Below are 24,781 nucleotides of genomic sequence, written 5' to 3' on the forward strand. Positions count from 1 at the left end.
GATGCAACCTGCCCGGCTGACTGATGCGACTACGAGCCATGTCCTCTGCGACGTGGCGATCTTGCGCCGCACGCGATAAGTTCCGCGTATTCTCCCTGACGAGACGCCCATGCCCCACCTCACATCCCTGCTCGGTTTTGCTCTCGTCTCGCTCGGCATGGTGCTGACGCCGGGGCCGAACATGATCTACCTGATCTCGCGCTCGATCACGCAGGGGCCGGCGGCAGGCATGGTGTCGCTCGGCGGCGTGGCGCTGGGATTCATCTTCTATATGCTGTGCGCGGCCTTCGGCATCACCGCGCTGCTGTTCGCCGTGCCCTACGCCTATGACGCGCTGCGCCTTGCCGGCGCCGCCTATCTGCTGTGGCTGGCATGGCAGGCGCTGAAGCCGAACGGACGCTCGCCGTTCCAGGTCAAGAAGCTGGCGATCGACAGCCCCCGCAAACTGTTCGCGATGGGCTTCCTCACCAATCTCCTCAATCCGAAGATCGCCATGCTCTATCTGGCGCTGCTGCCGCAGTTCATCGATCCCACGGTCGGCAGCGTGCTGACGCAGTCGCTGGTGCTCGGATCGACGCAGACGATCATCAGCGTCGGCGTCAACGGCCTGATCGCGCTCGGCGCCGGGTCGATCGCTCTGTTTCTCGGCGAGCGACCGACCTGGCTCAAACTGCAACGCTGGCTGATGGGGACGGTGCTCGCCGGCCTCGCCGTGCGGATGGCACTGGAGACGAAGCGGGCCTAGAGTCTGGATTCTGCTGGAAGCAGAACCCAGACTCTAGCTTTTTTGTTTGACGCGTTTTCTTGATGCGAACCGGTATCCACTTCGCTCGAAAACGCTCTAGTCCAGCTTCGCGTCCATGCCCCGCTTGACGCCGGGCCGCGCCATCAACGCATCGTACCAGCGGCCGACATTCGGGAAATCGGCGAACGAGACCTTGTGGCGCTCGTGGCGCCAGGCCCAGCCGAGAATGGCGAAATCGGCCACCGACAGCGCGCCGGCCACGAATTCATGATCGGCCAGCCGGCGATCCAGCACACCATAGAGTCGACGGGTCTCATCCGAATAGCGCTTCAGCCCGTAGGCGCGCTGGCTCTCGTCCTCCAGCGCGATGAAATGATGCACCTGGCCGGGCATCGGGCCGAAGCCCCCCATCTGCCACATCAGCCATTCCAGCACCGGAATCCGCTCGCCGAGGGATTTCGGCAGGAATTTGCCGGTCTTTTCGCCGAGATAGAGCAGGATAGCGCCGGATTCGAACACGCTGACCGGCTTGCCGTCGGGTCCGTCCGGATCGACGATGGCCGGGATCTTGTTGTTCGGGCTGATTTTCAGGAATTCGGGCTTCATCTGCTCGCCCTTGCCGATATGCACCGGGAAAACCTTGTAAGGCAGGCCCATTTCCTCCAGCGCGACGGAGATCTTGCGGCCGTTCGGCGTATTCCAGGTGTGCAGTTCGATGGTCATGCGATTCCTCTTCCGGTCTTGCCCGATCTTGTTGTCAGGTCTGTAGCATCGTGCCGATGGGCGGTAAAACGGCCCGGAGAGTGTTGACGGCGCCCGTTCCGGTCTGGAATGTGCCGAAAAGCGCCGATAGATTGCGCCCGGTTCAGCACAGAGACATTCATTTTGACCAAATCAGCCGCCCGCGCCCGCCTGTTCGAGATCATTCGCGACCGTTCGTTCGGTTACGGCGAGATCACATTGGCCTCGGGCCGCAAGAGCAATTTCTACTTCAACCTGAAGCCCACCATGTGCGACCCGGAAGGCGCGGCGCTGCTGGCCGAACTGACCTATGACGCGCTGCGCGATGACAATCTCGATTATGTCGGCGGGCTGGAAATGGGCGCCGTGCCGCTGGCCGGCGCGCTGGCACAGCTCTCCTGGCTGAAGAACCATCCGATCGCCGCCTTCTTCGTTCGCAAGAAGCCGAAGGAGCATGGCGCGCGCCTCGCCGTCGAAGGCCTCGCCGAGGGGGAGACGCTGGAAGGCAAGCGCATCGTCATTGTCGAGGATGTCACCACCACCGGCGGCTCCGCCGTGAAGGCGCTCGACGCCGTGCGCGAGGCCGGCGGCGAAGTCGTGCTGGTGTTCACCATGGTTGACCGCGACGAAGGTGCTGCCGAGACCTTCGCCAAGGCCGGCGTGGCGTTTCGCTCGCTTTACAAGGCCGGCGAATTTCTGAAGGGTTGACCCTTCCGTTACTTCCGCTCATGCGTGAAGCTGCTGTGAAAGGTCACGTTTTGGTTCGTTTCATCGCCCTCGCCGCCTGCCTCATCACGTTCATGATCGCGCCCGATATGGCGCATGCGGCCGAAGGCGGCCTCGACGGCGCGAAACTGTCGCCGCTATGGGCGATCCCCTTCGCCGGCATCCTGCTCTGCATTGCCACCGGACCGGTGCTCTATCCACATCTGTGGGAGCATCACTACGGCAAGTTCGCTGCGTTCTGGGCAGCGCTGGTGATCGTACCGCTGTTCATCTTCACCGATGCCACGACGGTGGTGCACACGCTCTCCCACACGGTGCTGCTCGAATATCTGCCCTTCATCCTGCTGCTGCTCGCGCTGTTCACCGTAGCCGGCGGCATCTATGTCGAAGGCAATCTTCACGACAGTGTCTTCACCAACACCGCATTGCTCGGCTTCGGCACGCTGATCGCCAGTGTCGTCGGCACCACCGGCGCGTCGATGATCCTGATCCGGCCACTGATCCGCGCCAATGATGATCGCGACTACAACGTCCACGTCGTCGTGTTCTTCATCTTCCTGGTGTCGAATATCGGCGGCTCGCTGACGCCGCTCGGCGACCCGCCGCTGTTTCTCGGCTTCCTGCGCGGCGTCGATTTCTTCTGGACCACCGTGCATATTTTCCCGGACACGCTGTTCGCGGCCGGCATCGTGCTCGCAGTCTTCATGGTGCTGGACGTCTATCTGCATCATCGCGAAGGCAATTTTCCGAAGAAGAAGGACCCGACGCCGGATTCGCCGCTGCATTTGCACGGCAAGATCAATCTCCTGCTGCTGCTTGTCATCATCGGCGCGATCCTGATGAGCGCGAACTGGAAGCCCGGCATCAAATTCACGGTCCTCGGCACCGATCTCGAACTGCAGGATCTACTGCGCGACGTGATTTTCGTGCTGGTGACGTTTGCGTCGTTGTGGCTGACGACGTCCGAGCACCGCAAGGCCAACGATTTCAAATGGGGGCCGATCGAGGAAGTCGCGCTGCTATTCGCCGGCATCTTCATCTGCATCGTGCCTGTGATGGCGATGCTGCAGGCCGGCGCCAATGGCCCGTTCGCACCGTTGGTAGCCCTCGTTAGCCATGCCGACGGCACGCCGAACAATGCCGCCTATTTCTGGCTGACCGGCATCCTGTCGTCGTTCCTCGACAACGCACCGACTTATCTCGTGTTCTTCGAACTCGCTGGCGGCGACGCCAAGACGCTGATGACGACGGGCGCGGCGACACTGGCGGCGATTTCGGCAGGTGCAGTGTTCATGGGCGCCAACAGCTATATCGGCAACGCGCCGAACTTCATGGTCTATGCCATAGCCCGCGACGCGGGCATAAAAATGCCAAGCTTCTTCGGTTACATCCTGTGGTCGGGTGCTGTGCTGATCCCGGTCTTCCTGGTGATGACGTGGGTGTTTTTCATCTAGCCCGCCCCGCGGGTTACCATTCATTTACCATGACGCCCTAACATGACACCGCACCGGAGCGTTCTCGCTCCGGCACTGACATGCGGTCGCGGAGCTGGCGTTGCGTCATAATCGAACATCGTCGCGAGTCGTGCGTCCCCTGGTGCTGCTGACGGCCATGAGCCTCGTCGCGCTCCAGCCGCAGACGGCGTCCGCGCAGAATTTTTTCGAACTCCTGTTCGGTGGCGGCCAGCCGCAGAAACAACAGCAGCGCCGCGGCGCGCCTGCGCCGGAGAGCAATTTCTTTTCCGATCCGTTCGGCCTCAACACGCCGGCCGAAGCGCCTCCGCCCCAGCGCAGTGCGTCCATCGGTGGCTCCGGTCCCGCCTTCTGCGTGCGCACCTGCGACGGCAAATATTTTCCGCTCGGTCGTGGCATGAGCCCGGCACAGATGTGCCAGGCCTTCTGCCCGGCGGCGACCACCAAGGTCATGGTCGGCAGCAGCATCGACAACGCATCGTCGAGCACCGGCGAGCGCTATGCCGACCTGGAAAACGCCTTCGCCTATCGCAAGGCGCTGAAAGCCGACTGCACCTGCAACGGCCGCGATCCCGCGGGTCTCGCGCCGGTCGATCTCACGCTCGATACGTCGCTACGCCCCGGCGATGTGATTGCGACGACCAACGGTCTCGTCGCTTTCTCGGGCGTCCGCACCGGCAACACCCAGACTGCGGAATTCACGCCGGTGGCAAACTATCCCGGCCTGACCTCTGATGTCCGTGCCCGGCTCGGCGAGATGAAGGTGGCACCGGTCTCCGCCGAAATGATCACCGACGAAGCGCCGATGTCGGAAGCCGCGCGCGATGCCGCGCCAGTCCCGGCGCCCGCCACAACCGTCGTGCCGAAGACTGCCCCGGCCACTCGGGCCAAGCGCGCCGAGCTTCCATAGGTCATCGTCCGACGATGACGCCGATCACGTTCGGCGCCGAGAGATACTTCTCCTCGATCTCCGCACGTGCGGCCGAGCGATTCTCCGGCGTCAGCAGTCCACGTTTCTCGGCAAGGATCATCCAGCAATAGCCCCACCAGTCGGTGAGCATGCCGTGGTCGTCGACGAGGTCGTAGCCTTGTTCCGCAGCGAAGATCCGCGCATGCGCTTCGTCGAGCTGGTCGAGCCAGGCATGATCTTCCAGCGAGAACAGATCGTCGCTGACGTCATCTGTGGTGTAGCCCCACACCGACAGGCAGACAGCATTGAACTCACGATCGATCTGATCGTCGTCGATCGGATGTCGGCGCGCCATCAAATGCAGCCGCGACAGCGACCGCGCAAAGTCGGCGATCCGGGTGAGAGCAAACTGATCGAAGGCAATGGTGGACATCTAGTCCTCGCGAGCTTGAACAGACCATAGATATTGTGGATGGAAGCGACGAATCACATCGGAATATCAATAGCTTACTAATTTGTTCTTAATTTGTTCTAGTTGGCAACCTCACTTTGTCGCGACGTGACTTCATCGATCCTTTCGAGCCGGAGTGTATGGATCCCGGCAATTCGCCGGGACGACGAGTGGAGGTTCCACCGGCTGCTCAAATCCCGGGCAGTTCCATTGCAAAAGCTCGCCACCTCCCCGGGTTCCGGCGGCAATCAAATACGCGTATGATTTTCGTCAGTGACACAGCTCAGGATGGCCGGTTTGTCAGATCAATCAGTCCCAGCAAAATTCCAGCCCGAGAACGCGCCTGTCGATGAACTGGCTCTTGCCGACATCAAGAGCGCCATTCTCGTCAAGCTGAGGCTGGCGATCGGCAAGGAAGCCGCCTTCGCCACCAAGCATGACTGGTACAAGGCTGCCGCCCTGACGCTGCGCGACCGCATGGTGCATCGCTGGCTGACCTCGGACAAGGAGAGCTACGACGCCGGCCGCAAGCGGGTCTATTACCTCTCTCTGGAATTCCTGATCGGCCGCCTGTTCACCGACGCATTGAACAATATGGGCCTGCTGCCGCTGTTCGAAGCTGCCCTCGGCGACCTCGGCGTCGGCCTCGATGAGCTGCGCAAATGCGAGCCCGACGCAGCGCTCGGCAATGGCGGTCTGGGCCGCCTCGCTGCCTGTTTCATGGAAAGCATGGCGACGCTTGGTATTCCCGCTTTCGGCTACGGCATCCGCTACGATTTCGGCCTGTTCCGCCAGATCATCTCGCACGGCGTGCAGCAGGAATATCCCGACGAATGGCTGGGCTTTGGCAATCCCTGGGAGATGCCACGCCGCGAAGTGCGATATGACATCCACTTCGGCGGCAGCATCGAGACCGTCGAGGACGGCAAGGGCCGCAAGCAGGTCATCTGGCATCCCGGCGAAACCGTCGAGGCTGTTGCCTATGACACCCCCATTGTCGGCTGGCGTGGCCAGCATGTGAACGCGCTGCGGCTGTGGTCGGCGCGCGCGCCGGATCCGCTGCGGCTCGATGTGTTCAACACCGGCGACTATGTCAGCGCCAGCGCCGAGCAGGCGCGCGCCGAAGCGATCTGCAAATTCCTCTATCCGAACGACGAGAGCGCTGCCGGCCGCGAATTGCGTTTGCGACAGGAATACTTCTTTGTCTCCGCATCGCTGCAGGATCTCGTCAAGCGTCACTTGCATTCGGACGGCAACCTGCGTGGCCTTGCCAACAAGGCGGCGGTGCAGATGAACGACACGCATCCGAGCCTCGCCATTGCCGAGCTGATGCGCATCCTGGTCGATCAGCACAATATGCGTTGGGACGCCGCCTGGCAGATCACCAACGCGACACTGTCCTATACCAACCACACGCTGCTGCCCGAAGCGCTGGAGACCTGGCCGGTCGAACTGTTCCAGCGGCTGCTGCCGCGGCATCTCGAGATCATCTACCGCATCAACGAAGCGCATCTCGATCGCGCCGATGCGACGCGCCCCGGCGACACCGCCTATCGCGCTTCGGTCTCGATCATCGACGAGACCTCCGGCCGCCGCGTGCGCATGGGCAATCTCGCTTTTATCGGCTCGCACCGCATCAACGGCGTTTCGGCAATGCATTCGGAGCTGATGAAGGAGACCGTGTTCCACGATCTCAACCAGCTCTACCCCGGCCGCATCACCAACAAGACCAACGGCATCACCTTCCGCCGCTGGCTGATGCTCGCCAATCCGAAGCTCACTGATCTCCTGCGCGCCACCTGCGGCGAAGCCGTGCTCGATGATCCTACGCGGCTTATCAAGCTCGAAGCCTTTGCCGGCGACGCCGCGTTCCAGCAGGAATTCCGCAAGGTCAAACATCACAACAAGCTCGCGCTTGCGCGTGTGATCGGCGAGAAGCTCGGCGTACAGGCCGATCCTTCAGCGCTGTTCGACGTGCAGATCAAGCGCATCCATGAATACAAGCGGCAACTGCTGAACCTGATCGAAACGGTCGCGCTGTATCAGGCAATCAAGGACGAGCCGAACAAGGACTGGGTGCCGCGCGTCAAGATCTTCGCCGGCAAGGCGGCGGCGAGTTATCGCTACGCGAAGCTGATCATCCGCCTGATCAACGACGTTGCCGAGGTCGTGAACAACGACACCACCATTGGCGGCAAGCTGAAGGTCGCTTTCCTGCCGGACTACAATGTCAGCCTCGCGGAGGTCATCATTCCCGCGGCGGACCTCTCCGAGCAGATCTCCACTGCCGGCATGGAAGCCTCCGGCACCGGCAACATGAAGCTGTCGCTGAACGGCGCGCTGACCATCGGCACGCTGGACGGTGCCAATATCGAAATCCGCGACAATGTCGGCCCGGAGAACATCGCGATCTTCGGCATGACCGCTGCTGAGGTAGTCGAGCGCCGTGCCAAGGGCCTCGACGCCTCCGACGTGATCAACAAATCGCCCAATCTCGGCCGCGCCATCCAGGCCATCGAGACCGGAGCATTCTCGCCGGACGATCCCGGCCGCTACGCGTCAGTGGGCCACGCACTGCGCCACCTCGATCACTATGTGGTCTCGGCCGACTTCGACTCGTATTACGAAGCCCAGCGCGGCATCGACACGCGGTGGAGGGCCGGCTCAGCCTGGAGCCGCGCTGCAATTCTCAACACCGCCCGGATGGGCTGGTTCTCGTCGGACCGCACCATCCGCGAATATGCCGATGATATCTGGGGCGTGCCGGTTGCCGGCGATCTGCCGGGCACGACAAGCCTGCAGGCGCGAAAGGCGACGTGAGCCCGACCTATCGGCTCTCGGCGGCCCCTGCCGCCGGGAGACGAAGCGTCACGCACAAGCCCCCCAGTGGCGACGCGCCCAGTGCGATGTCACCACCGTAAAGCTCAGCCAGCTCGCTGGTGATCGACAGTCCAAAGCCGAACCCCGGCGCGCCTTCGTCGAGCCGTTCGCCGGGCCGCAGCACCTGCGCACGTTCGTCGGCGGAGAGTCCGCTGCCGTCGTCCTCGACGCTCAATTCGATCAGCGAATCCTGCCTCACGCCGCGTATCGAGACCTTCCCGCGTGCCCATTTGAATGCGTTGTCGAGCAGATTGCCCGCCATCTCGTCAAAATCCTGCTGCTCGCAAGCAACCATCAGATCGGCCGGCACGTTCATCGAAAATACGACGGCCTTGTCGCCATTGATCTTGCCGAGTGCGTCTCCAAGATCCTGCAGTCGCGGCACGATCAAGGTCTGTGCGCGGACGGGGCCGTTCAACACGGCCGTCCGCGCACGCCCGAGGTGATGGCGAATGCGGCGCTCCATCTGCGCGACCAGCCGTTGAAGCGTCGCGGGATCTCGGCCGCCGTCAGCGGATGCCGCAATCGCCAGCGTGGCCAGCGGCGTCTTCAGGCCATGCGCGAGATTGGCGACATGGCGGCGGGCCCGTTCGAGACTACTGGCATTCTGATCGAGCAGGCCATTGAGCTCTTCCACCAGCGGCTGAATTTCCAGCGGCTGTCGCGACGGCACGCGATCGAGGCGCCCGCTGCGCACATCCGCCACCGCCCTGCGCAATCTTTCAAGGGGGCGCAATCCCAGCCTTACCTGCAGCATGATCGCGAGAACAAGCGCCAGCCCGAGCACAGCCAGCGAAATGCCAAGTGTGATCATAGCCTCGCGCAATGGGCCGAGCACCGCCGCACGCGGTGCCGATGTGGTGATGGTGACGTCGAGCCCGCCGACTTTCACAGGTTTGATGCGGAAATGCAGATAATCGTCATCCGGCCCGACGCCATCGGCAGGACGCGGGCGCTCCTCGCGGTCTTTCCTTGGCGGCGCAGGCGGACGGTCCTCGCGCGCCGCGAGCATAGGCGCATCAAGATCAGCGCCATCCAGCGACGCCGAGCGCAATACATTTCTGGGACCCGTCACCTGCCAGTACCAGCCGCGGCGCCTGCGCTCGAAGGGTGGTCCATCTGCGTTGCCGGCAAGGCTGATCCGGCCGGCACCATCGGCGCGCAACATCGACGCGAGAAACACGATCTGGGTATCGAGCCGCTGATCGATCTGTCCCTGCACGAACCGGTGCAGCACGAAGCCAATCAGGACGGTCGCAATGATCAGCGCCAGCGCGATGAACGCACCGGCAGCGGTCAGCAGCCGACGGCTCAGCGACGCTTCGTGCCGCATCATGCGGGACCCGCCGTCAAGCGATAGCCGCGTCCACGCACAGTCTCGATCATGTCATGACCGATCTTGCGCCGCAGCCGCGCCACGATCACTTCCATCGAATTGGAATCCGTGCCGGCATCGCCTTCATAGACTTTTTCCATCAGCTCAAGCCGATCGAACACCATATCCTTGCGCATGATCAGCGACTGCAGCACGCGCCATTCCAGCGCCGTGAGCTTCAGCGGCAAACCATCGAGTTCGAACACCCCCGTCGGCGCGTCGAAAGTCAGTGCCCCGCAGGAAATCTCCGGTGCGGCATGGCCGGCCGACCGCCGCACCAGCGCGCGCAGCCGCATGATCAGTTCTTCGACGCGAAACGGCTTGGTCAGATAGTCGTCGGCGCCGGCTTTGAAACCATCGACCTTTTCGGTCCAGCCATCCCGGGCCGTCAAAATCAGTACCGGCAACTGCCGCCCGCTCTTGCGCCAAGCGCGCAACACATTGGCGCCTGGCATTTTCGGCAGGCCAAGATCGAGCACGGCAGCGTCATAGGATTCCGTATCGCCGAGATGGTGACCTTCCTCACCATCGGCCGCAATATCGACGGCGAAATTCTCCCGGCGCAAAGCCGAGGCAATCTCGCTAGCGAGCAGCGTGTCGTCCTCGACAAGCAATATCTTCATGGATGTTCTCGTCTGAATCTTCGCCACGACTAGGCGGCGTAGCTTAACTCAGCCTGAACGGTTCGGTTCAGGCTGGATTGGGCGACGAGCGCTACGGTCCTGACATCGGCAACGATGACAGGAAAACCAGCCATGATTGATACGAATAATACCTCCGAACCGAAAGCTCTACCACCGCCCCAGCGGCGTCTGCGGATGTCGCGCAGCAGCGCCATCGCCGTGGGCGCGGTTGCCGCACTGCTGATCGCGGGAGCGGCCCTCGGCGCAGGCGGCACACGGCTCGCGCAGAACTGGCAACCGCAAAGCGTCATGCTCTTGCAACCCGTATCCATCGACAAGATGACCGAGCGGAGCCCGGTCGCCATCAAGGGCGATGTGGTCGAGATCTTCGGCAACAAGTTTATTGTGCAGGATGCCAGCGGTCGCGCGCTGGTCGATACCGGCCCCCGCGGCGAGGATCGCACCATCGTTGCCAAGGGCGAGACAGTCACCGTGCAGGGCCGTTTCGACGACGGTATCGTACATGCCGATGTGCTCGCGCATGCCGACGGCCGCAACGAGTCATTCGGCCCTCCCGGCGGCCCGAAAGGTCCGAAGGGATCCAAGGGGCCGAAGGGACCGAAGGCAGGACCGGGAGAGCGCGCCGACCGTGGTCTGCCTCCCCCGCCGCCGCCCGGCGGTCCGGAGGATGACGATGCCCCACCACCTCCGCCACCGCGCGCCCGATAACGCGTCACGCAAACTTCGCGGGCCTGAGCGATCGGACCCGCTTTCTCCCAGCCAAGTATATCATCACAGGATTTCAGGATGCCCGATCATCACACCGCAGCCATCAGCGGCAAGATTACACATGTTTTTGGCCACCGGTTCGTGGTCGAGACCGGTCAAGGTGCCGTGCTCGCCGACATCACGCCGAAGGGACTTGAACAACACGCGTTGCGCGTTGGCGACGAGATCAGTCTCTCAGGCGAGATGAAGCCATCCGAGCTGAAAGTGTCGCGCCTGACCTCCGGCAACACCACGATCACCATCGAACACAGGAAGAAGCCGCATGAGCATCATGCCGATGGCGAACCGCGCGATGCATTGAAGGCGGCGCGTGTCGCCGGCTACGAGACGGTGGGCGAACCGCGCCGCAAGCCAAGGCATTTTGAAGTGCTCGGCCGACGCGACAAGCAACTCATCGAATTGCATATCGAACTCAATGGCCACATCCGCAAAACGAAACCGGTGGAAAGCCACGATACGAAATGGAACGAGACGTTGCAGCAGGCAGTCTAAGCAAAAGCGTGAGAACCGTGCTCGCCGTCACCGATAGGCGACGAGCACGGCACCACAGGCGATCAGAGCCACGCCCAGCCAGTTCGGCAGCGACAGTTTCTCGCCGAGGAACAGCACGGCGAATACCGCCACGAATACGACGCTCAGCTTGTCGATCGGCGCCACCTGCGCGGCATTGCCAAGTTTGAGCGCGCGGAAATAGCAGATCCACGACGCGCCGGTCGCCAACCCCGACAGCACGAGGAAAAACCACGTCTTCGGCGAGACCGCTGACGGCGATTGCCAGTTGCCGGTGACATAGACCATCATGCCGGCGGCAAAGAGAATGACGACGGTGCGGATGAACGTCGCGAAGTCCGAATTGACGTTCTCGATGCCGATCTTGGCGAAGATCGCCGTCAGCGCCGCAAAGGCCGCGGACAGCAGCGCCCAGAACGGCCAGGAGAGCATGACGTTTTTCATATCGAAGCAGCCCTCAAACTCTCAGCTGTCATGGCAAGCAGCCCTCGCGGCGGCAATCCCATTTTCGCTTGTAACACTGGACTGCATCACTCCTTGCCCGAAGGCGACCTTAAATTTTGTCCATCAAACAAAAAGGGCGACGTCCCGGTCGCCCTTTTGCATTCAATCTTGAAGCAGAGACTTACTCAGCCGCAATCTTCACATCCGGTGCCGCAGCACGAACGTCCGCGTCGACCTGCGCTTCGAACTTGGCGAAGTTCTTCTGGAACATGCCGACCAGTTTTCGCGCGGTGGCATCGAATTCGGCCTTGTCCTTCCAGGTATTGACGGGATCGAGGATCTCCGAGGGAACGCCATCCAGCGCGGTCGGGACCGCGAAACCGAAATACTTGTCGGTGCGGAATTCGACGTTGCGCAGCGAGCCGTTCAGCGCCGCGGTGAGCAGCGCGCGCGTCGCCTTGATCGGCATGCGCGAACCGACGCCATACTTGCCACCGGTCCAGCCGGTATTGACCAGCCAGCAGTCGACATTGTGCTTGGCGATCAGGTCACGCAACATGTTGCCATAGACCGACGGATCGAGCGGCAGGAACGGCGAGCCAAAGCAGGTCGAGAATTCCGGCTCCGGATCGTTGCCGAGACCACGCTCGGTGCCTGCAACCTTGGCGGTGTAGCCGGACAGGAAGTGATACATCGCCTGCGCCGGAGTCAGCTTGGCGATCGGCGGCAGCACGCCGAACGCGTCGGCGGCGAGCATCACCACATTCTTGGGCTGCGGCGCACGACCGGTACGCGATGCATTCGGAATGAAGTCGAGCGGATAGGCCGAGCGGGTGTTCTCGGTCTTCGACCCATCGTCGAAATCCGGCAGGCGGGTGTTGGCGTCGAGCACGACGTTTTCCAGCACGGCACCGAAACGCTTGCTCGCGGCATAGATCGCAGGCTCGGCTTCTTCGGAAAGCTTGATGGTCTTGGCGTAACAGCCACCTTCGAAGTTGAAGATGCCGTCCTTGCCCCAGCCATGCTCATCGTCGCCGATCAGCGTGCGCTTCGGATCGGCCGAGAGCGTGGTCTTGCCGGTGCCGGAGAGGCCGAAGAAGATTGCGCTGTCGCCGTCAGGGCCGACATTGGCCGAGCAATGCATCGGCAACACGCCCTTGGCAGGCAGATAGTAGTTCAGCGTGGTGAAGACCGACTTCTTCATCTCGCCGGCATAATAAGACCCGCCGATCAGGACGATCTTGCGGGCGAAATCGATGGCTACGACGTTTTCCGAGCGGCAGCCGTGACGTTTGGGATCGGCCTTGAAGCTCGGCAGGTCGATGATGGTGAGCTCAGGCACAAAGTCCTTCAACGCAGCTGCTTCCGGGCGGATCAGCAGCGTGCGGATGAACAGCGAGTGCCATGCGAGTTCGGTGAACACGCGGGTCTTGATCTGGAAACTCGGATCGGCACCGCCGTAAAGGTCCTGCGCGAACAGGGTCATGCCTTCGGCGTGCTTCTTGAAGTCGACATAGAGCGCTTCGAACTGCTCGGGCGTGATCGCCTGATTGCCGGCCCACCACATCTGTTCGGTGGAAGCATCCTTGACGGTGAACTTGTCCTTTGGGCTGCGGCCGGTGAAGTCACCCGTGTCAGCGCAGAGCGCGCCATCGGACGACAATTCGGCTTCGCCATTGCGCAGCGAATATTCGTAAAGCTGCGGCGCGCCGAGATTCCAGTTCACCGCTTTGAGATTTTTCAGTCCGAATTTATCGGCACCATAAGTACCGTTGCGTACGCCCGTCTCTTGCACGGAATATTCCTCCTTGAGTCCGCCTGTCCGACCTGTGCGACTGTCTTCAATCACACGTCAGCAGGGGTAGCCTTCACTATAAACGCTCGGCCCGTAGTCCGGCGATCTAATAGTGACGAAGATGTGAAATGCCAAGCTACCGTCCATATATTTGGTTATTCCAGCGCCGCACTTGATACGGCTCAATTGTTCAAAGCGCGGGCCTGCTCTGCAAGTTCCTTGAGGACTTGCCGCAATGCACCCGGAGTGACAATCCGCCGCGGAAAGTCCAGCCGCATCACCGTCGCGCCGTTCTGCAGGTCCATGCCATCCGGGTCGCATCCGGTGCAGCGCCAGTCGCCCGCCTTCGCGCTTAGAAGCTTCGTTGCATAGAGATTGAGCGCATCGAGATGATCGGCGTTCATATGAGCAACAGCGTCCTCCTCTCCCTCCAGCATGCCTTCGGCATCGGTGAGATCAGTCAGGAATTGCCCCGGCTTCAGGTCGTTAATGCGGCCAAAGCCAGCCACCAGATGGGCGCTTTTCGGCACGATCCTGAAGAACGAGAAATCCTTAAAGTCCACAAAGACTTGTGCGGATGGATGGGCACTGAGATAGCGCCGGCGCAGCAGCGGTTTTTCGCTCTCGCTGGCCTCCTGCGCGATACCTCCGAGCATGATGCGTGAGCCCTCCAGGGGGTCGCCCGGCGCCCGCTCGTCCAGCATCAGCGAGATCCGGGCATCCGCCAGGATATTGCGGGTATGCAGCGCCATCCGGGAAATCAGCAGAATCGGAGACCCGTCAGGATGGCTGGCGACGTTGGCCAGCGCGCAATAGGGATCGCCGGTGCCGGCGGACAGGGTGGCCAAGGCGCCCTGCCGGCTGCGCCGTAACAACGACCGGGTCACACGCGAGGGGTCGAAATCAGGGGTCGGTTGCATCGTTAGATCCCGTATTTCATTGCAAAAATTGGCTTTTTCTTCTCTAGTGGGAGGTCTATACATCTAGGGAACCTACGCGTCATTCAAGCGTTCAGGGAACTTGGCCACACTTCAGCCCAGCTTGCATTGCTCGTTGCAGGACTTGTTTGTTGACTGTGTTCTTAAGGCCACCTCATACGGCGGATTATCGAATTCTGCCGGATAGCCCATCCCGCTTCGGAAAGCAGGCTCATGCCAACTATCGCTCTGGTCGACGACGACCGTAACATTCTCACATCCGTATCGATCGCGCTGGAAGCCGAGGGCTACCGTATCATGACCTATACGGATGGTGCTTCTGCGCTCGATGGTTTCCGCACCAGCCAGCCAGATCTCGCGATCCTCGATATCAAGATGCCACGCATGGACGGCATGGAGACGCTGCGTCGCCTTCGCCAGAAGTCCGATCTGCCGGTGATCTTCCTGACGTCAAAGGACGAAGAGATCGACGAGCTGTTCGGTCTAAAGATGGGCGCCGACGATTTCATCCGGAAGCCGTTCTCGCAACGTCTGCTGGTGGAGCGCGTCAAAGCCGTGCTGCGCCGTGCTGCGCCGAAGGATCCGACGGCCGCTCCGAAGGAGACTGATGCCAAGGCGCTCGATCGCGGTTTGCTGCGGATGGATCCGGAACGTCACACCTGCACATGGAAGAACGAGCCGGTCACGCTGACCGTCACTGAATTCCTGATCCTGCAGGCGCTGGCGACGCGTCCCGGCGTAGTGAAGAGCCGCAACGCGCTGATGGATGCCGCCTATGACGATCAGGTCTATGTGGACGATCGCACCATCGACAGCCACATCAAGCGGCTACGCAAGAAGTTCAAGGTCGTCGACGACGACTTCGAAATGATCGAGACGCTTTACGGCGTCGGTTATCGTTTCAAGGAAACCTGATCCAGAGACGGTTCCAGCAGCACGGTTGGGTCCTGACGCCTCAGCCGTGCTGCGCTAGAATGCGCACACGCACATGCAACAATGAGCGCTGCGTGGCGTATCGCAGATATCGACAACAACCGAGCAGTTTTGGCATTGCTGGATCGCACGCAGCCTGATGAAAGCCTGGACGCCGACGGCATGTCGCCGGATGCGGCAGGCGGCGACGCCGATCGCACCCGGCGCGGCTGGCAGCGCCCGCTCGACTGGCTGCGTCGTGCCCGGCAATTCTTTGTTGCGCTGACTTTCTCGAGTCTGACGCGCCGCATCGTCTCGCTCAACCTCGCCGGGCTCTGCGCCCTGGTCGCCAGCATTCTCTATCTCTCGCAATTTCGCGCCGGTCTGATCGACGCACGCGCGCAGAGCCTGCTGGTACAAGCCGAAATCATCGCAAGCGCCATCGCCGCCTCGGCCACGGTCGAAACCAACACCATCACCATCGACCCCGACCGGTTGCTCGATCTCAAGCCGGGCGAAACTTACGGCGTGCCGGACGAACTCTCCGGCCTCGATTTCCCGATCAACCCCGAGCGCGTCGCGCCGGTGCTGCGGCGATTGATCTCGCCCACCAAGACGCGTGCGCGCATCTACGATCGTGACGGCGTACTGATCCTCGACAGCCGCAGCCTCTATGGCCGCGGCGACGTGCTGCGTTTCGAACTGCCGCCTCCGACCTCCGAAAAGCCCGGCATTGCGGAACGCACGATGATCGCGATCCGGACCTGGCTCAACCGCGGCGACCTGCCGCTGTATCGCGAACTCGGCCCGGAAAACGGCAACGGCTATCAGGAAGTCCAGCAGTCGCTGGACGGCCTGAAGAGCAGCATGGTGCGTATCAACGAACGCGGCGAAGTCATCGTCTCGGTCGCCGTGCCGGTGCAGCGCTTCCGCGCCGTGCATGGCTCGCTGATGCTGTCGACCCAGGGCGACGACATCGATCAGATGGTGACGGCCGAGCGTCTGGCGATTCTGAAAGTTTTCGCGGTCGCTGCCGTGGTGATGATCGTGCTGTCGTTGCTGCTGGCATCGACCATCGCCGGCCCGGTACGACGTCTTGCCGACAGCGCCGAGCGCGTTCGCCGCCGTATCCGCACCCGCGTGGAAATTCCTGACTTCACACGGCGCCGCGACGAGATCGGCCATTTGTCCGGCGCGCTGCGCGACATGACCGACGCGCTTTATAACCGCATCGAGGCGATCGAGATGTTTGCCGCCGACGTCTCGCACGAGTTGAAGAACCCGCTGACATCGCTGCGCTCCGCCGTGGAAACACTCCCGCTGGCGAAGAACGACAACAGCCGCGGTCGCCTGCTCGCCGTCATCGAACACGACGTGCGCCGGCTTGACCGGCTGATCTCGGATATTTCCGACGCCAGCCGCCTCGACGCCGAACTGCAGCGCAACGACACCGCGCCCGTCGACGTTCGACGGTTGCTGACCACACTGACCTCGGTCGCCAACGAAACCAAGCTCGGTCATGACGTCGGCGTTGAAGTCCGCTTCGAAGGCGCTGCCAGTGATGCGTTTTCGGTGCCCGGCCATGACTCCCGCCTGGGTCAGGTCGTCACCAATCTCGTCACCAATGCGCAGTCGTTCTCGACGCCGGGCGGTAAGGTGCGGATCGTCTGCCGCCGCCTGAAAGGCAAGATCGAGATCGTCGTCGACGACGACGGCCCGGGCATCGGACAGGACGCACTCGAACGCATCTTCGAGCGCTTTTATACCGACCGGCCACATCAGGGCTTCGGCCAGAATTCCGGCCTCGGGCTGTCGATCTCCAAACAGATCGTCGAAGCCCATAGCGGCACGATCTGGGCGGAGAACCGCATCGGCCCGGCCGGCGCCGACGGCGAGATCCCGGTGCTGGGTGCGCGCTTCGTTGTGCGGTTGCCTGCGACATGAACGCGGATGGCAAAAGCATTCACGCCTCTGCCGTGCTGGTGGATGATCGCGCCGTGCTGATCCGGGGACCGTCCGGCTCCGGAAAGTCGCGGCTGGTATTCGATCTGATCCTTGCCGGTCAGAGCGGTCAGCTTCCCGAGGCCATGCTGGTCGGTGACGACCGGGTCCATCTGGATGTCAGGGACGGAAAGCTGTGGGTACGGCCAGCGCCCGAACTGGTCGGGCTGCTGGAGATCAGAGGGCTCGGGATCCGACGGCTGGACTGCGCTACCGGCGCCATTGTCGGGCTGGTGGTCGATCTTGACGCACCCGACGCCGCACGCCTGCCGGAGCCGGAAGCGCTCAAAACCACGCTGGAGGGCGTCGAATTAGCTCGAATCCCGGTCGGAACAGGCTTTCACCCCCTACCCTTGGTAGTAGCTGCTCTGACGACAATCGAGGGTTTGGGAGCGCTGCGACCTTTGGACGATTGCTCGAAGGAAATTGGTAACCATATTAGTCCCACTATCGCCACCGAATAGACCCGCGCTACTTCCCGCCGCATCCGTGCAATTTAAGGGAGATTCGCGAAGTGCCCTCTTGCATAGGGGCTCTGGATGGTCAAAGTGGCCCTTTCGTGCGGTGCACCAAAAGCACCCACGAGGAGTTTCCAATGATTGGTCTAGTACTTGTGACCCACGGGCGCCTTGCCGACGAATTTAAGGCGGCGCTTGAGCACGTAATGGGTCCGCAAAAGCAAATCGAAGCCGTGACAATCGGCGCCGAAGACGATTCCGATTTGTGTCGAAGCGACATTATCGAAGCGGTCAATCGCGTCGACAGTGGCGATGGCGTAGCCATCCTCACTGACATGTTCGGAGGCACGCCATCGAATCTGGCGATCTCCTGCATGAGCCGGCCGAAGGTCGAGGTTCTTGCGGGTATCAATTTGCCGATGCTGGTGAAGCTCGCAAAGGTGCGCGAAGAGCGCGCACTGCCCGATGCGATCGCCATGGCACAGGAAGCCGGCCGCAAATACGTCACCATCGCCAGCCGCGTTCTCGCCGGCAAATGAACGACAGCCCAGACGATACGACCGTGTCCGGCAGCGTCTCACGCGAGATTCCTATTACCAACAAGCGCGGCCTTCACGCGCGCGCCTCCGCCAAATTCGTGCAGATGGTCGAGCGGTTCAATGCAGACGTCACGGTGACGCGCAACGGCGAGACCGTTGGCGGTACTTCGATCATGGGCCTGATGATGCTCTCCGCCGGCCCGGGCACCAGCATTCTGGTCGCCGCCAAAGGCGCCGAGGCCCAGGCGGCACTCGATGCGATCACCGAACTGGTGACCAACAAGTTCGGCGAAGAGTAGCGATCAGTCGAAAGCTCTACGTCAGCGAGCGACTATTTCATCGCTCCAGGCGCCACCACATAGACATTCCACCGTGTGGTCGTTCCGACATTGCCCTTGAAGAAGCGCCGCGTCGACATCACGATGCGTTCGGCATTCGGGAGATTGTCCTTCATCCACGATTCGCAGCGCTCGAATTTCCAGTCACCCACCAGGCAGATGCCGATGAAACCATTGCGCTTGGCTTCTTCCATCGACGTCACGCCTGATGGCCATGGTTCATAAGGCGTCAGCGGCAGCGGATGGTCCGGACTGTAGAACGTCATCTGCTCGGCAACATCGACGAAGCCCACCACATTACTCCAGCGCGTGTGGAAGCGCTTGTGCCAGACCTCGGTAAGTTCACGCGCGAGTTGCGAATAGGAGATGTGAGCAAAGTTGCCGTTGGCATCGCGTGGCAGTGACGCGATGGCGATCTGCGGCGCGGCCGCTAGCATGACCAGCGACAGCACCAGCCAGATCGCGGCGAGCCGCACCAGCGCGATCCGCGGCACCTTCAGCGCTGGAATCGCAATCACCGCCAGTGGCACCAGGAAGAACAGCGAGATGCCCCAATCGGTCTTGATATAGACGTCGAACACCAACGCCCCGATGGGCGGGCCGACGGCGACGATGGCCTGGATCAGCCAGATATTCAGGGCCTGATCCCTGCGGACACCGGGGTTTCTCGTCAGTGACCACGGTCGCTTGACGAATGCGCGGGGATCACGCGCCACCGACATCCACCAGCGCGGGCTCCAGGCCAGCACCGCAGCGGCCAGACCCAGCGGCAACAGCAGCAGCGCGATATTGTGACCGACATAGCCCCATGCCAGTTGCAGGCTCTCCCAGTGCGACGAGATCGCATAGGTATTGCCAGCGTAACGAAATGGCGCGTACTCCACCTGCCGCACCCAGTCGAGATGCGGAATCATCGCAGCCACCATTGTCGCGATGGCGATCCATGGCGCCGGCGAGCGCAGAAACAGCATCCGCTGGGGATGGATCAGCGCGGCCAGACCGATGGCGCCGATCATCGTCACCACCCAGTATTTGGTCATCAGCGCCAGCGCAGCGGCGACGCCAAGCAGGAAACCCGAGCGGATCGTCCGCTTCTCGAAAGCATGCAAATAGGCCAGCACCACCAGCGGCAAGGTCACCAGCTGCAGCAGGTCCGGATTGTATTTGAAGCCCTTGAAATTGAAGATCGGGTAGATCGCGACCATCACCAGCACGAAGAAGGCACGGCGGCGATCGACCACGCGCAGCGCGATCGCCCAGCAAAGGATCATGCCGATGCCGACTGTGACCATGGCGAGCAGATAGGTCGCCCAGTCCACCGGCGGGAAAAATTTGAACCAGACACCCGAGATCCAGCCCGACAGCGGCGGATGCTTGCCATAGCCCCACAGGAACTTCTGCCCCCAGGCATAGCCCTCGGAGACGTCAAAATGGATGTCCTGCGCGGCCTTCACCTGCGTCAGGATAGCGGTCCACAACACCACATGGGCGATCGTGAACCCGACCACCAGGACGGTGCTCAAATGCGGATCGCAGGCCCATGCGACGAGCCGGGCGGCGCCGCGGCGACCAATTGAGAGAATACCCCGGCGCTTGGGAGGGGCGGAGGAAGCGATTGTACTCATGGGGCCCTGCCTAGCGCGTTTCGGGCCGGAGTAAAATCAGGATGCCGTGACGGAAACAGGGCCGGAATCCGGGCGAAAACCCGCATTAAGGTTGCTGCATCGGGGCCTGAATGCTATCCCGCGCGCATGACAACCTCCCCGATTTCGAACGTCCGCAACTTCTCCATCGTTGCCCATATCGACCACGGCAAATCGACACTGGCCGACCGCCTGATCCAGATCACCGGCGGGTTGCAGGCGCGCGAGATGAAGGAGCAGGTGCTCGATTCGATGGATATCGAGCGCGAGCGCGGCATCACGATCAAGGCGCAGACCGTCCGCCTGCATTACAAGGCCAAGGACGGCAAGGATTACATCTTCAACCTGATGGACACGCCCGGCCACGTCGACTTCGCCTATGAGGTCTCGCGGTCGCTGGCGGCCTGCGAAGGTGCGCTGCTGGTGGTCGACGCCTCGCAGGGCGTGGAGGCCCAGACCCTCGCCAACGTCTATCACGCGCTCGACGCCAATCTCGAAATCGTGCCGATCCTCAACAAGGTCGATCTGCCCGCGGCCGAGCCCGAGCAGGTGAAGAAGCAGATCGAGGACGTCATCGGCATCGACGCCTCGGAAGCGTTGATGATTTCGGCAAAAACAGGTCTGGGCGTGCCCGACGTGCTGGAAGCCATCGTGCACCGGCTGCCGCCGCCGAAGGGCGATCGCGAGGGCACGCTGAAGGCGCTGCTGGTCGATAGCTGGTACGACGTCTATCTCGGCGTCGTCGTGCTCATCCGCGTCGTTGACGGCGTCATGAAGAAGGGCCAGCGGGTCCGTATGATGGGCACCAACGCGGCCTATGACGTGGAACGCGTCGGTTACTTCACGCCGAAAATGGTCAATGTGGACGAACTCGGCCCCGGCGAGATCGGCTTCATCACCGCCGCGATCAAGGAAGTCGCGGACACCCGCGTCGGCGACACCATCACCGATGATCGCAAGCCGGTCACCGAGATGCTGCCGGGCTTCAAGCCCGCCATCCCCGTGGTGTTCTGCGGCCTGTTCCCGGTCGATGCCGACGATTTCGAAACGCTGCGCGCCGCCATGGGCAAGCTGCGGCTGAACGACGCGTCGTTCTCGTTCGAAATGGAAACCTCAGCTGCACTGGGCTTCGGCTTCCGCTGCGGCTTCCTCGGCCTGCTGCATCTGGAAATCATCCAGGAGCGCCTGAGCCGCGAGTTCGATCTCAACCTGATCGCGACCGCGCCAAGCGTGATCTACAAGATGCATCTCACCGATGGCGAGGAGATCGAAATCCACAATCCGATCGACATGCCGGACGTGGTGAAGATTGCCGAGATCCAGGAGCCGTGGATCGAAGCCACGATCCTGACCCCCGACGAATATCTCGGCAGCGTGCTGAAGCTCTGCCAGGAACGCCGCGGCAATCAGAAAGAGCTGACCTATGTCGGCGCCCGCGCGATGGTGAAATACGAGCTGCCGCTCAACGAGGTGGTATTCGACTTCTACGATCGCCTGAAGTCGATCTCGAAGGGCTACGCCTCGTTCGACTATCATCTGACCGACTACAAAGCCGCAGATCTCGTCAAGATGCAGATCCTGGTCAATGCCGAGCCGGTCGACGCGCTGTCGATGCTCGTGCATCGCACCCGCGCCGAAGGCCGTGGCCGCGCCATGGTCGAGAAGATGAAGGAACTGATCCCGCCGCACATGTTCGTCATTCCGATCCAGGCAGCGATCGGCGGCAAGGTGATTGCCCGCGAAACCGTCCGCGCGCTGCGCAAGGACGTGACCGCGAAGTGCTACGGCGGCGACATCAGCCGCAAGCGTAAACTTCTGGAGAAGCAGAAGGAAGGCAAGAAGAAGATGCGGCAGTTCGGCAAGGTCGACATCCCGCAGGAAGCGTTCATTGCGGCGCTGAAGGTGGATAGCTGAGGGCCAACCGACCGCCGTTCTGATTTGAGGCACCGCCTATGGCAGCAACAAGGAATGCGAACAGAGCGGCGAAGCGACCTCCCCAAGGCTTTTCAGATCCAGCTGTCAAAGCGGCATTCGACCAGCATCCACCGACGATGAAGGCCAGGCTCTTGGCGCTCCGCCAGCTGATCTTCGAGACTGCCGCGGGAATCGATGGCGTAGGCCCACTCGAAGAGACGCTGAAGTGGAATCAGCCGAGTTATCTCACGACGGCAACCGGAAGCGGCAGCACCATACGGATCGACCGGATCAAGGACACCAACGGGTACGCGCTCTACTTCAACTGCAATACCAATCTGGTTGAAACGTTTCGCTCGCTGTATCCCGAAGACCTGAACTACGACGGTAACCGAAGCATCATCCTCAGCCTCGACGACGACCCTCCCGAAGTCGCTCTGCGCCATTGCGTCGGACTGGCGCTCACCTATCACCGAAGCAAACGCAAGCCGCGCTCATAGGCACCGCGAGAAGCATTGAGCGGATTCTGCCACGACGCTTGCCGTTTCGCGGCTTTTCGGCGCTTCCGCTTGCAGCTGGAAATGAACGGATCCGCCAGTTGCGACGACCCATTCCCGATGAGTGGAAATTGCATTCCAGAGATCTGTCCCGACAATCTCGTCCGCCGCTATGACACGGCGCGCGGATGGTTCGTCGATGCACTGTCTATTGCCGCAGCCGCACTGGCCGTATTCCACTACAATCCGGACGGTGTGATCGCCACGATCGTCGTCTTCATCGGGGCCTACGCCGTCGCGCATTATCTCGGGGACGTGATCTGGCTAACCAGCCTGACTTGGCTCTTGTTGCTCACGATGCTGATCTATGCCTGCACCTTCTTCTATACTTTCAGCCACCTCCCGCTGCTCACCGCTTTGCTCCTGACCATGTTCCTTCCGGGAATCGCGCAAGCCTATGTGATTTGGGATTTGTGGCCCGCGACAAGCCATCCGCTGCCCCTGTTCTGTGTGGCTTGGCTCATCCTGCTGGCGATCTGCATTTTCGAACCAACGACGTTCAGCCGGCTGAGCTCCTTCGTCAATGCAAAACGCGGCCGGAGCTAGCCGCCGGCACAATTTTCCGCCCGCCGCAATGCGCCAGATTTCTGCGACCAAACATCCCTCACACCGCCCTTGCCTCCCCGGCCTTCGCCCCTCATGCTGCCGCTACGACGCCGAAAACGGCGCGTATGAAAACTTGGGGAGGATTGAATGATCGCGCACCGCACGGTTGCGGCTACGACCTTTGCCGTTTCGTTGTTGTTTGGCGCTTCGGCGCTGGCCCAGCAGGCCAACACGCTTCCGCTCAAGATTGGTGTGCTCGCCGACTTCGCCTCGGTCTATGCCGACATCGGCGGCCAGGGGAATGTCGAGGCGGCCAAGATCGCCATCGAGGAATTCGGCGGCAAGATGTTCGACAAGCCGATCGAGCTGGTCACCGCCGACGCGCTGAACAAGGCCGACGTCGCCGCCACGATCACGCGCAAATGGTATGAGGCCGAGAATGTCGACATGATCGTCGACATGCCGACATCGGCGACTGCGCTGGCCGGCATGGAAATGTCGAAGCAGTTCGAGAAGATCATGATCGTCACCGACGCGGCCTCGTCGGACATCACCGGAAAATCGTGCTCGCCCTATACTGCGCACTGGACCTACGACACCTATGGCAATGCTCACACAGTCGGCAGCGCCATCGTCAAGCAGGGCGGCGATTCCTGGTACTTCATCACAGCGGACTATCTGTTCGGCCATTCCATCGAACGTGACACCGGCGATGTCGTGCGCGCGGCAGGCGGCAAGGTGGTCGGCAGCTCCAAGCATCCGCTGAACACCGCGGACTTCTCGTCCTTCCTGCTGCAGGCACAATCGTCCAAGGCCAAGATCATCGGCATGGCCAATGGCGGTGGCGACACCATCAACACCATCAAGCAGGCGTCGGAATTCGGCATCGTCGCCGGCGGGCAGAAGCTCGCGGGCATCGTGATGTTCATCTCCGACATCCACTCGCTCGGCCTGAAGATGGCGCAGGGGCTGATCATCACCGAGGCCTATTACTGGGATCTCAACGATCGCACGCGGGCCTTCGGCAAGAAGTTCTTCGACAAGATGAAGCGGATGCCGACCATGAACCAGGCCGCGACCTACAGCGCCACGCTGCATTATCTCAAATCCGTGCAGGCGGCAGGCACACGTGCCACCAAGCCAGTGCTGGCGAAGATGCGCGAGATGCCGGTGCGCGACGCCTTCACCGACAACGGCTTCCTGCGCGAGGACGGCCGCATGGTGCACAGCATGTTTCTACTGGAAGTGAAGAAGCCGGAAGAATCCAAGGCGCCGTGGGATTACTACAAGGTGCTGGCGGAAGTGCCGGGCGATCAGGTGTTCCGGCCGATGAAGGACGGCGGATGCCAGTATGTGAAGAAGGACTGAGTTTGATCGTCTGGCTTGCCTCAAACAGACCTGCCCCGCCGGTCGCTGGTGTCTCGGAACCAGCGCGACCGGCGGTGTGGAGGCGTCAACCGTGAGCGCAATTGCG

At 61.7% G+C, this 24,781-nt stretch carries 24 protein-coding genes; 16 read left to right on the forward strand and 8 right to left on the reverse strand.

Annotation, left to right across the window (positions count from 1 at the left end):
• Window positions 1–109 precede the first annotated feature (109 nt).
• On the forward strand, window positions 110–745 hold the full coding sequence (locus CIW50_RS23635) for a LysE family translocator (RefSeq protein WP_149533615.1): 636 nt from the start codon (window positions 110–112) through the stop codon (window positions 743–745).
• Between the two features lie 96 nt (window positions 746–841).
• On the opposite strand, the gene CIW50_RS23640 is transcribed toward CIW50_RS23635, so the two are convergent.
• Window positions 842–1,468: a glutathione S-transferase family protein gene (locus tag CIW50_RS23640; RefSeq protein ID WP_149533616.1), complete on the reverse strand. Its 627-nt coding sequence runs from the start codon at window positions 1,466–1,468 to the stop codon at window positions 842–844.
• A gap of 162 nt (window positions 1,469–1,630) precedes the next feature.
• On the opposite strand from CIW50_RS23640, the gene pyrE reads away from it, so the two are divergent.
• The 3 genes from pyrE (at window position 1,631) to CIW50_RS23655 (ending at window position 4,594) form a co-directional block, all read left to right on the forward strand.
• The gene (gene pyrE, locus CIW50_RS23645) at window positions 1,631–2,194 is read left to right on the forward strand and encodes an orotate phosphoribosyltransferase (RefSeq protein WP_172980442.1); all 564 of its coding nucleotides are present in this window, start codon (window positions 1,631–1,633) and stop codon (window positions 2,192–2,194) included.
• A gap of 20 nt (window positions 2,195–2,214) precedes the next feature.
• Window positions 2,215–3,666: a sodium:proton antiporter gene (locus tag CIW50_RS23650; protein ID WP_172980443.1), complete on the forward strand. Its 1,452-nt coding sequence runs from the start codon at window positions 2,215–2,217 to the stop codon at window positions 3,664–3,666.
• Between the two features lie 100 nt (window positions 3,667–3,766).
• On the forward strand, window positions 3,767–4,594 hold the full coding sequence (locus CIW50_RS23655; protein ID WP_502707533.1) for a DUF2865 domain-containing protein: 828 nt from the start codon (window positions 3,767–3,769) through the stop codon (window positions 4,592–4,594).
• A gap of 1 nt (window position 4,595) precedes the next feature.
• Here the strand turns inward: CIW50_RS23655 and CIW50_RS23660 are convergent, their stop codons facing one another.
• Window positions 4,596–5,027: a hypothetical protein gene (locus CIW50_RS23660; protein ID WP_116661502.1), complete on the reverse strand. Its 432-nt coding sequence runs from the start codon at window positions 5,025–5,027 to the stop codon at window positions 4,596–4,598.
• Between the two features lie 306 nt (window positions 5,028–5,333).
• Here CIW50_RS23660 and CIW50_RS23665 point away from each other — a divergent pair, with 306 nt between their 5' ends.
• Entirely contained in the window at window positions 5,334–7,865 is a 2,532-nt protein-coding gene (locus tag CIW50_RS23665; protein ID WP_149533726.1) for a glycogen/starch/alpha-glucan phosphorylase, read from the forward strand.
• Window positions 7,866–7,872: 7 nt separating this feature from the next.
• Here CIW50_RS23665 and CIW50_RS23670 read toward each other — a convergent pair whose 3' ends face one another.
• Window positions 7,873–9,261 (reverse strand): sensor histidine kinase, encoded by a 1,389-nt coding sequence (locus CIW50_RS23670; protein WP_149533618.1) that lies wholly within the window; start codon window positions 9,259–9,261, stop codon window positions 7,873–7,875.
• Window positions 9,258–9,923 carry a response regulator gene (locus CIW50_RS23675; RefSeq protein ID WP_149533619.1) on the reverse strand — a complete coding sequence of 222 codons (666 nt, stop codon included), beginning with the start codon at window positions 9,921–9,923 and terminating at the stop codon, window positions 9,258–9,260. The genes CIW50_RS23670 and CIW50_RS23675 overlap by 4 nt, the downstream gene beginning before the upstream one ends.
• 132 nt (window positions 9,924–10,055) lie before the next feature.
• Here CIW50_RS23675 and CIW50_RS23680 point away from each other — a divergent pair, with 132 nt between their 5' ends.
• Both CIW50_RS23680 and CIW50_RS23685 read left to right on the forward strand, forming a co-directional pair.
• Window positions 10,056–10,652 (forward strand): hypothetical protein, encoded by a 597-nt coding sequence (locus tag CIW50_RS23680; RefSeq protein ID WP_149533620.1) that lies wholly within the window; start codon window positions 10,056–10,058, stop codon window positions 10,650–10,652.
• 78 nt (window positions 10,653–10,730) lie between these two features.
• Window positions 10,731–11,204, forward strand: a complete 474-nt coding sequence (locus CIW50_RS23685; RefSeq protein ID WP_149533621.1) for a hypothetical protein — start codon at window positions 10,731–10,733, stop codon at window positions 11,202–11,204.
• 27 nt (window positions 11,205–11,231) lie between these two features.
• On the opposite strand, the gene CIW50_RS23690 is transcribed toward CIW50_RS23685, so the two are convergent.
• The 3 genes from CIW50_RS23690 to CIW50_RS23700 all read right to left on the reverse strand — a co-directional run bounded on the left by CIW50_RS23690 (window position 11,232) and on the right by CIW50_RS23700 (window position 14,381).
• A complete protein-coding gene (locus tag CIW50_RS23690) occupies window positions 11,232–11,666 on the reverse strand; it encodes an EamA family transporter (protein WP_149533622.1) in 435 nt (144 codons plus the stop codon).
• A 181-nt stretch (window positions 11,667–11,847) separates the two neighbouring features.
• Complete coding sequence (locus CIW50_RS23695) at window positions 11,848–13,461, reverse strand: phosphoenolpyruvate carboxykinase (RefSeq protein ID WP_149533623.1); 1,614 nt, start codon at window positions 13,459–13,461, stop codon at window positions 11,848–11,850.
• Window positions 13,462–13,643: 182 nt separating this feature from the next.
• Window positions 13,644–14,381 carry a HugZ family pyridoxamine 5'-phosphate oxidase gene (locus CIW50_RS23700; protein WP_149533624.1) on the reverse strand — a complete coding sequence of 246 codons (738 nt, stop codon included), beginning with the start codon at window positions 14,379–14,381 and terminating at the stop codon, window positions 13,644–13,646.
• 231 nt (window positions 14,382–14,612) lie between these two features.
• Here CIW50_RS23700 and CIW50_RS23705 point away from each other — a divergent pair, with 231 nt between their 5' ends.
• The 5 genes from CIW50_RS23705 (at window position 14,613) to CIW50_RS23725 (ending at window position 18,608) form a co-directional block, all read left to right on the forward strand.
• Entirely contained in the window at window positions 14,613–15,314 is a 702-nt protein-coding gene (locus tag CIW50_RS23705; RefSeq protein ID WP_068733897.1) for a response regulator transcription factor, read from the forward strand.
• Between the two features lie 180 nt (window positions 15,315–15,494).
• Window positions 15,495–17,255 carry a sensor histidine kinase gene (locus tag CIW50_RS23710; RefSeq protein ID WP_172980452.1) on the forward strand — a complete coding sequence of 587 codons (1,761 nt, stop codon included), beginning with the start codon at window positions 15,495–15,497 and terminating at the stop codon, window positions 17,253–17,255.
• Entirely contained in the window at window positions 17,252–17,776 is a 525-nt protein-coding gene (locus CIW50_RS23715; RefSeq protein WP_149533625.1) for an HPr kinase/phosphorylase, read from the forward strand. Before CIW50_RS23710 ends, CIW50_RS23715 begins: the two co-directional genes overlap by 4 nt.
• A gap of 131 nt (window positions 17,777–17,907) precedes the next feature.
• A complete protein-coding gene (locus tag CIW50_RS23720) occupies window positions 17,908–18,309 on the forward strand; it encodes a PTS sugar transporter subunit IIA (RefSeq protein WP_149533626.1) in 402 nt (133 codons plus the stop codon).
• Window positions 18,306–18,608, forward strand: a complete 303-nt coding sequence (locus tag CIW50_RS23725) for an HPr family phosphocarrier protein (RefSeq protein ID WP_149533627.1) — start codon at window positions 18,306–18,308, stop codon at window positions 18,606–18,608. The genes CIW50_RS23720 and CIW50_RS23725 overlap by 4 nt, the downstream gene beginning before the upstream one ends.
• Window positions 18,609–18,640: 32 nt before the next feature.
• On the opposite strand, the gene CIW50_RS23730 is transcribed toward CIW50_RS23725, so the two are convergent.
• Entirely contained in the window at window positions 18,641–20,272 is a 1,632-nt protein-coding gene (locus tag CIW50_RS23730; RefSeq protein WP_149533628.1) for a glycosyltransferase family 39 protein, read from the reverse strand.
• A 126-nt stretch (window positions 20,273–20,398) separates the two neighbouring features.
• Between CIW50_RS23730 and lepA the strand changes: the two genes are divergently transcribed.
• The 4 genes from lepA (at window position 20,399) to CIW50_RS23750 (ending at window position 24,675) form a co-directional block, all read left to right on the forward strand.
• Window positions 20,399–22,204 (forward strand): translation elongation factor 4, encoded by a 1,806-nt coding sequence (lepA, locus tag CIW50_RS23735; RefSeq protein WP_149533629.1) that lies wholly within the window; start codon window positions 20,399–20,401, stop codon window positions 22,202–22,204.
• Between the two features lie 137 nt (window positions 22,205–22,341).
• The gene (locus CIW50_RS23740; protein ID WP_246664434.1) at window positions 22,342–22,704 is read left to right on the forward strand and encodes a DUF1801 domain-containing protein; all 363 of its coding nucleotides are present in this window, start codon (window positions 22,342–22,344) and stop codon (window positions 22,702–22,704) included.
• Window positions 22,705–22,719: 15 nt separating this feature from the next.
• Complete coding sequence (locus tag CIW50_RS23745; RefSeq protein ID WP_149533631.1) at window positions 22,720–23,307, forward strand: hypothetical protein; 588 nt, start codon at window positions 22,720–22,722, stop codon at window positions 23,305–23,307.
• 147 nt (window positions 23,308–23,454) lie between these two features.
• The gene (locus CIW50_RS23750) at window positions 23,455–24,675 is read left to right on the forward strand and encodes an ABC transporter substrate-binding protein (protein ID WP_149533632.1); all 1,221 of its coding nucleotides are present in this window, start codon (window positions 23,455–23,457) and stop codon (window positions 24,673–24,675) included.
• The last annotated feature ends 106 nt before the right edge of the window (window positions 24,676–24,781 follow it).

This window comes from Tardiphaga sp. P9-11, from assembly GCF_008329525.1.
Classification (GTDB): Bacteria; Pseudomonadota; Alphaproteobacteria; order Rhizobiales; family Xanthobacteraceae; genus Tardiphaga.

What these genes read in the sequence shown, in the direction of transcription:
- CIW50_RS23635 (WP_149533615.1), top strand. Translation starts at nt 110, where the DNA reads ATGCCCCACCTCACATCCCTGCTCGGTTTTGCTCTCGTCTCGCTCGGC.
- CIW50_RS23640 (WP_149533616.1), bottom strand. Translation starts at nt 1,468, where the DNA reads ATGACCATCGAACTGCACACCTGGAATACGCCGAACGGCCGCAAGATC.
- CIW50_RS23650 (WP_172980443.1), top strand. Translation starts at nt 2,215, where the DNA reads ATGCGTGAAGCTGCTGTGAAAGGTCACGTTTTGGTTCGTTTCATCGCC.
- CIW50_RS23660 (WP_116661502.1), bottom strand. Translation starts at nt 5,027, where the DNA reads ATGTCCACCATTGCCTTCGATCAGTTTGCTCTCACCCGGATCGCCGAC.
- CIW50_RS23665 (WP_149533726.1), top strand. Translation starts at nt 5,334, where the DNA reads ATGGCCGGTTTGTCAGATCAATCAGTCCCAGCAAAATTCCAGCCCGAG.
- CIW50_RS23670 (WP_149533618.1), bottom strand. Translation starts at nt 9,261, where the DNA reads ATGATGCGGCACGAAGCGTCGCTGAGCCGTCGGCTGCTGACCGCTGCC.
- CIW50_RS23675 (WP_149533619.1), bottom strand. Translation starts at nt 9,923, where the DNA reads ATGAAGATATTGCTTGTCGAGGACGACACGCTGCTCGCTAGCGAGATT.
- CIW50_RS23680 (WP_149533620.1), top strand. Translation starts at nt 10,056, where the DNA reads ATGATTGATACGAATAATACCTCCGAACCGAAAGCTCTACCACCGCCC.
- CIW50_RS23685 (WP_149533621.1), top strand. Translation starts at nt 10,731, where the DNA reads ATGCCCGATCATCACACCGCAGCCATCAGCGGCAAGATTACACATGTT.
- CIW50_RS23690 (WP_149533622.1), bottom strand. Translation starts at nt 11,666, where the DNA reads ATGAAAAACGTCATGCTCTCCTGGCCGTTCTGGGCGCTGCTGTCCGCG.
- CIW50_RS23700 (WP_149533624.1), bottom strand. Translation starts at nt 14,381, where the DNA reads ATGCAACCGACCCCTGATTTCGACCCCTCGCGTGTGACCCGGTCGTTG.
- CIW50_RS23705 (WP_068733897.1), top strand. Translation starts at nt 14,613, where the DNA reads ATGCCAACTATCGCTCTGGTCGACGACGACCGTAACATTCTCACATCC.
- CIW50_RS23710 (WP_172980452.1), top strand. Translation starts at nt 15,495, where the DNA reads ATGTCGCCGGATGCGGCAGGCGGCGACGCCGATCGCACCCGGCGCGGC.
- CIW50_RS23715 (WP_149533625.1), top strand. Translation starts at nt 17,252, where the DNA reads ATGAACGCGGATGGCAAAAGCATTCACGCCTCTGCCGTGCTGGTGGAT.
- CIW50_RS23720 (WP_149533626.1), top strand. Translation starts at nt 17,908, where the DNA reads ATGATTGGTCTAGTACTTGTGACCCACGGGCGCCTTGCCGACGAATTT.
- CIW50_RS23725 (WP_149533627.1), top strand. Translation starts at nt 18,306, where the DNA reads ATGAACGACAGCCCAGACGATACGACCGTGTCCGGCAGCGTCTCACGC.
- CIW50_RS23730 (WP_149533628.1), bottom strand. Translation starts at nt 20,272, where the DNA reads ATGAGTACAATCGCTTCCTCCGCCCCTCCCAAGCGCCGGGGTATTCTC.
- lepA (WP_149533629.1), top strand. Translation starts at nt 20,399, where the DNA reads ATGACAACCTCCCCGATTTCGAACGTCCGCAACTTCTCCATCGTTGCC.
- CIW50_RS23740 (WP_246664434.1), top strand. Translation starts at nt 22,342, where the DNA reads ATGAAGGCCAGGCTCTTGGCGCTCCGCCAGCTGATCTTCGAGACTGCC.
- CIW50_RS23750 (WP_149533632.1), top strand. Translation starts at nt 23,455, where the DNA reads ATGATCGCGCACCGCACGGTTGCGGCTACGACCTTTGCCGTTTCGTTG.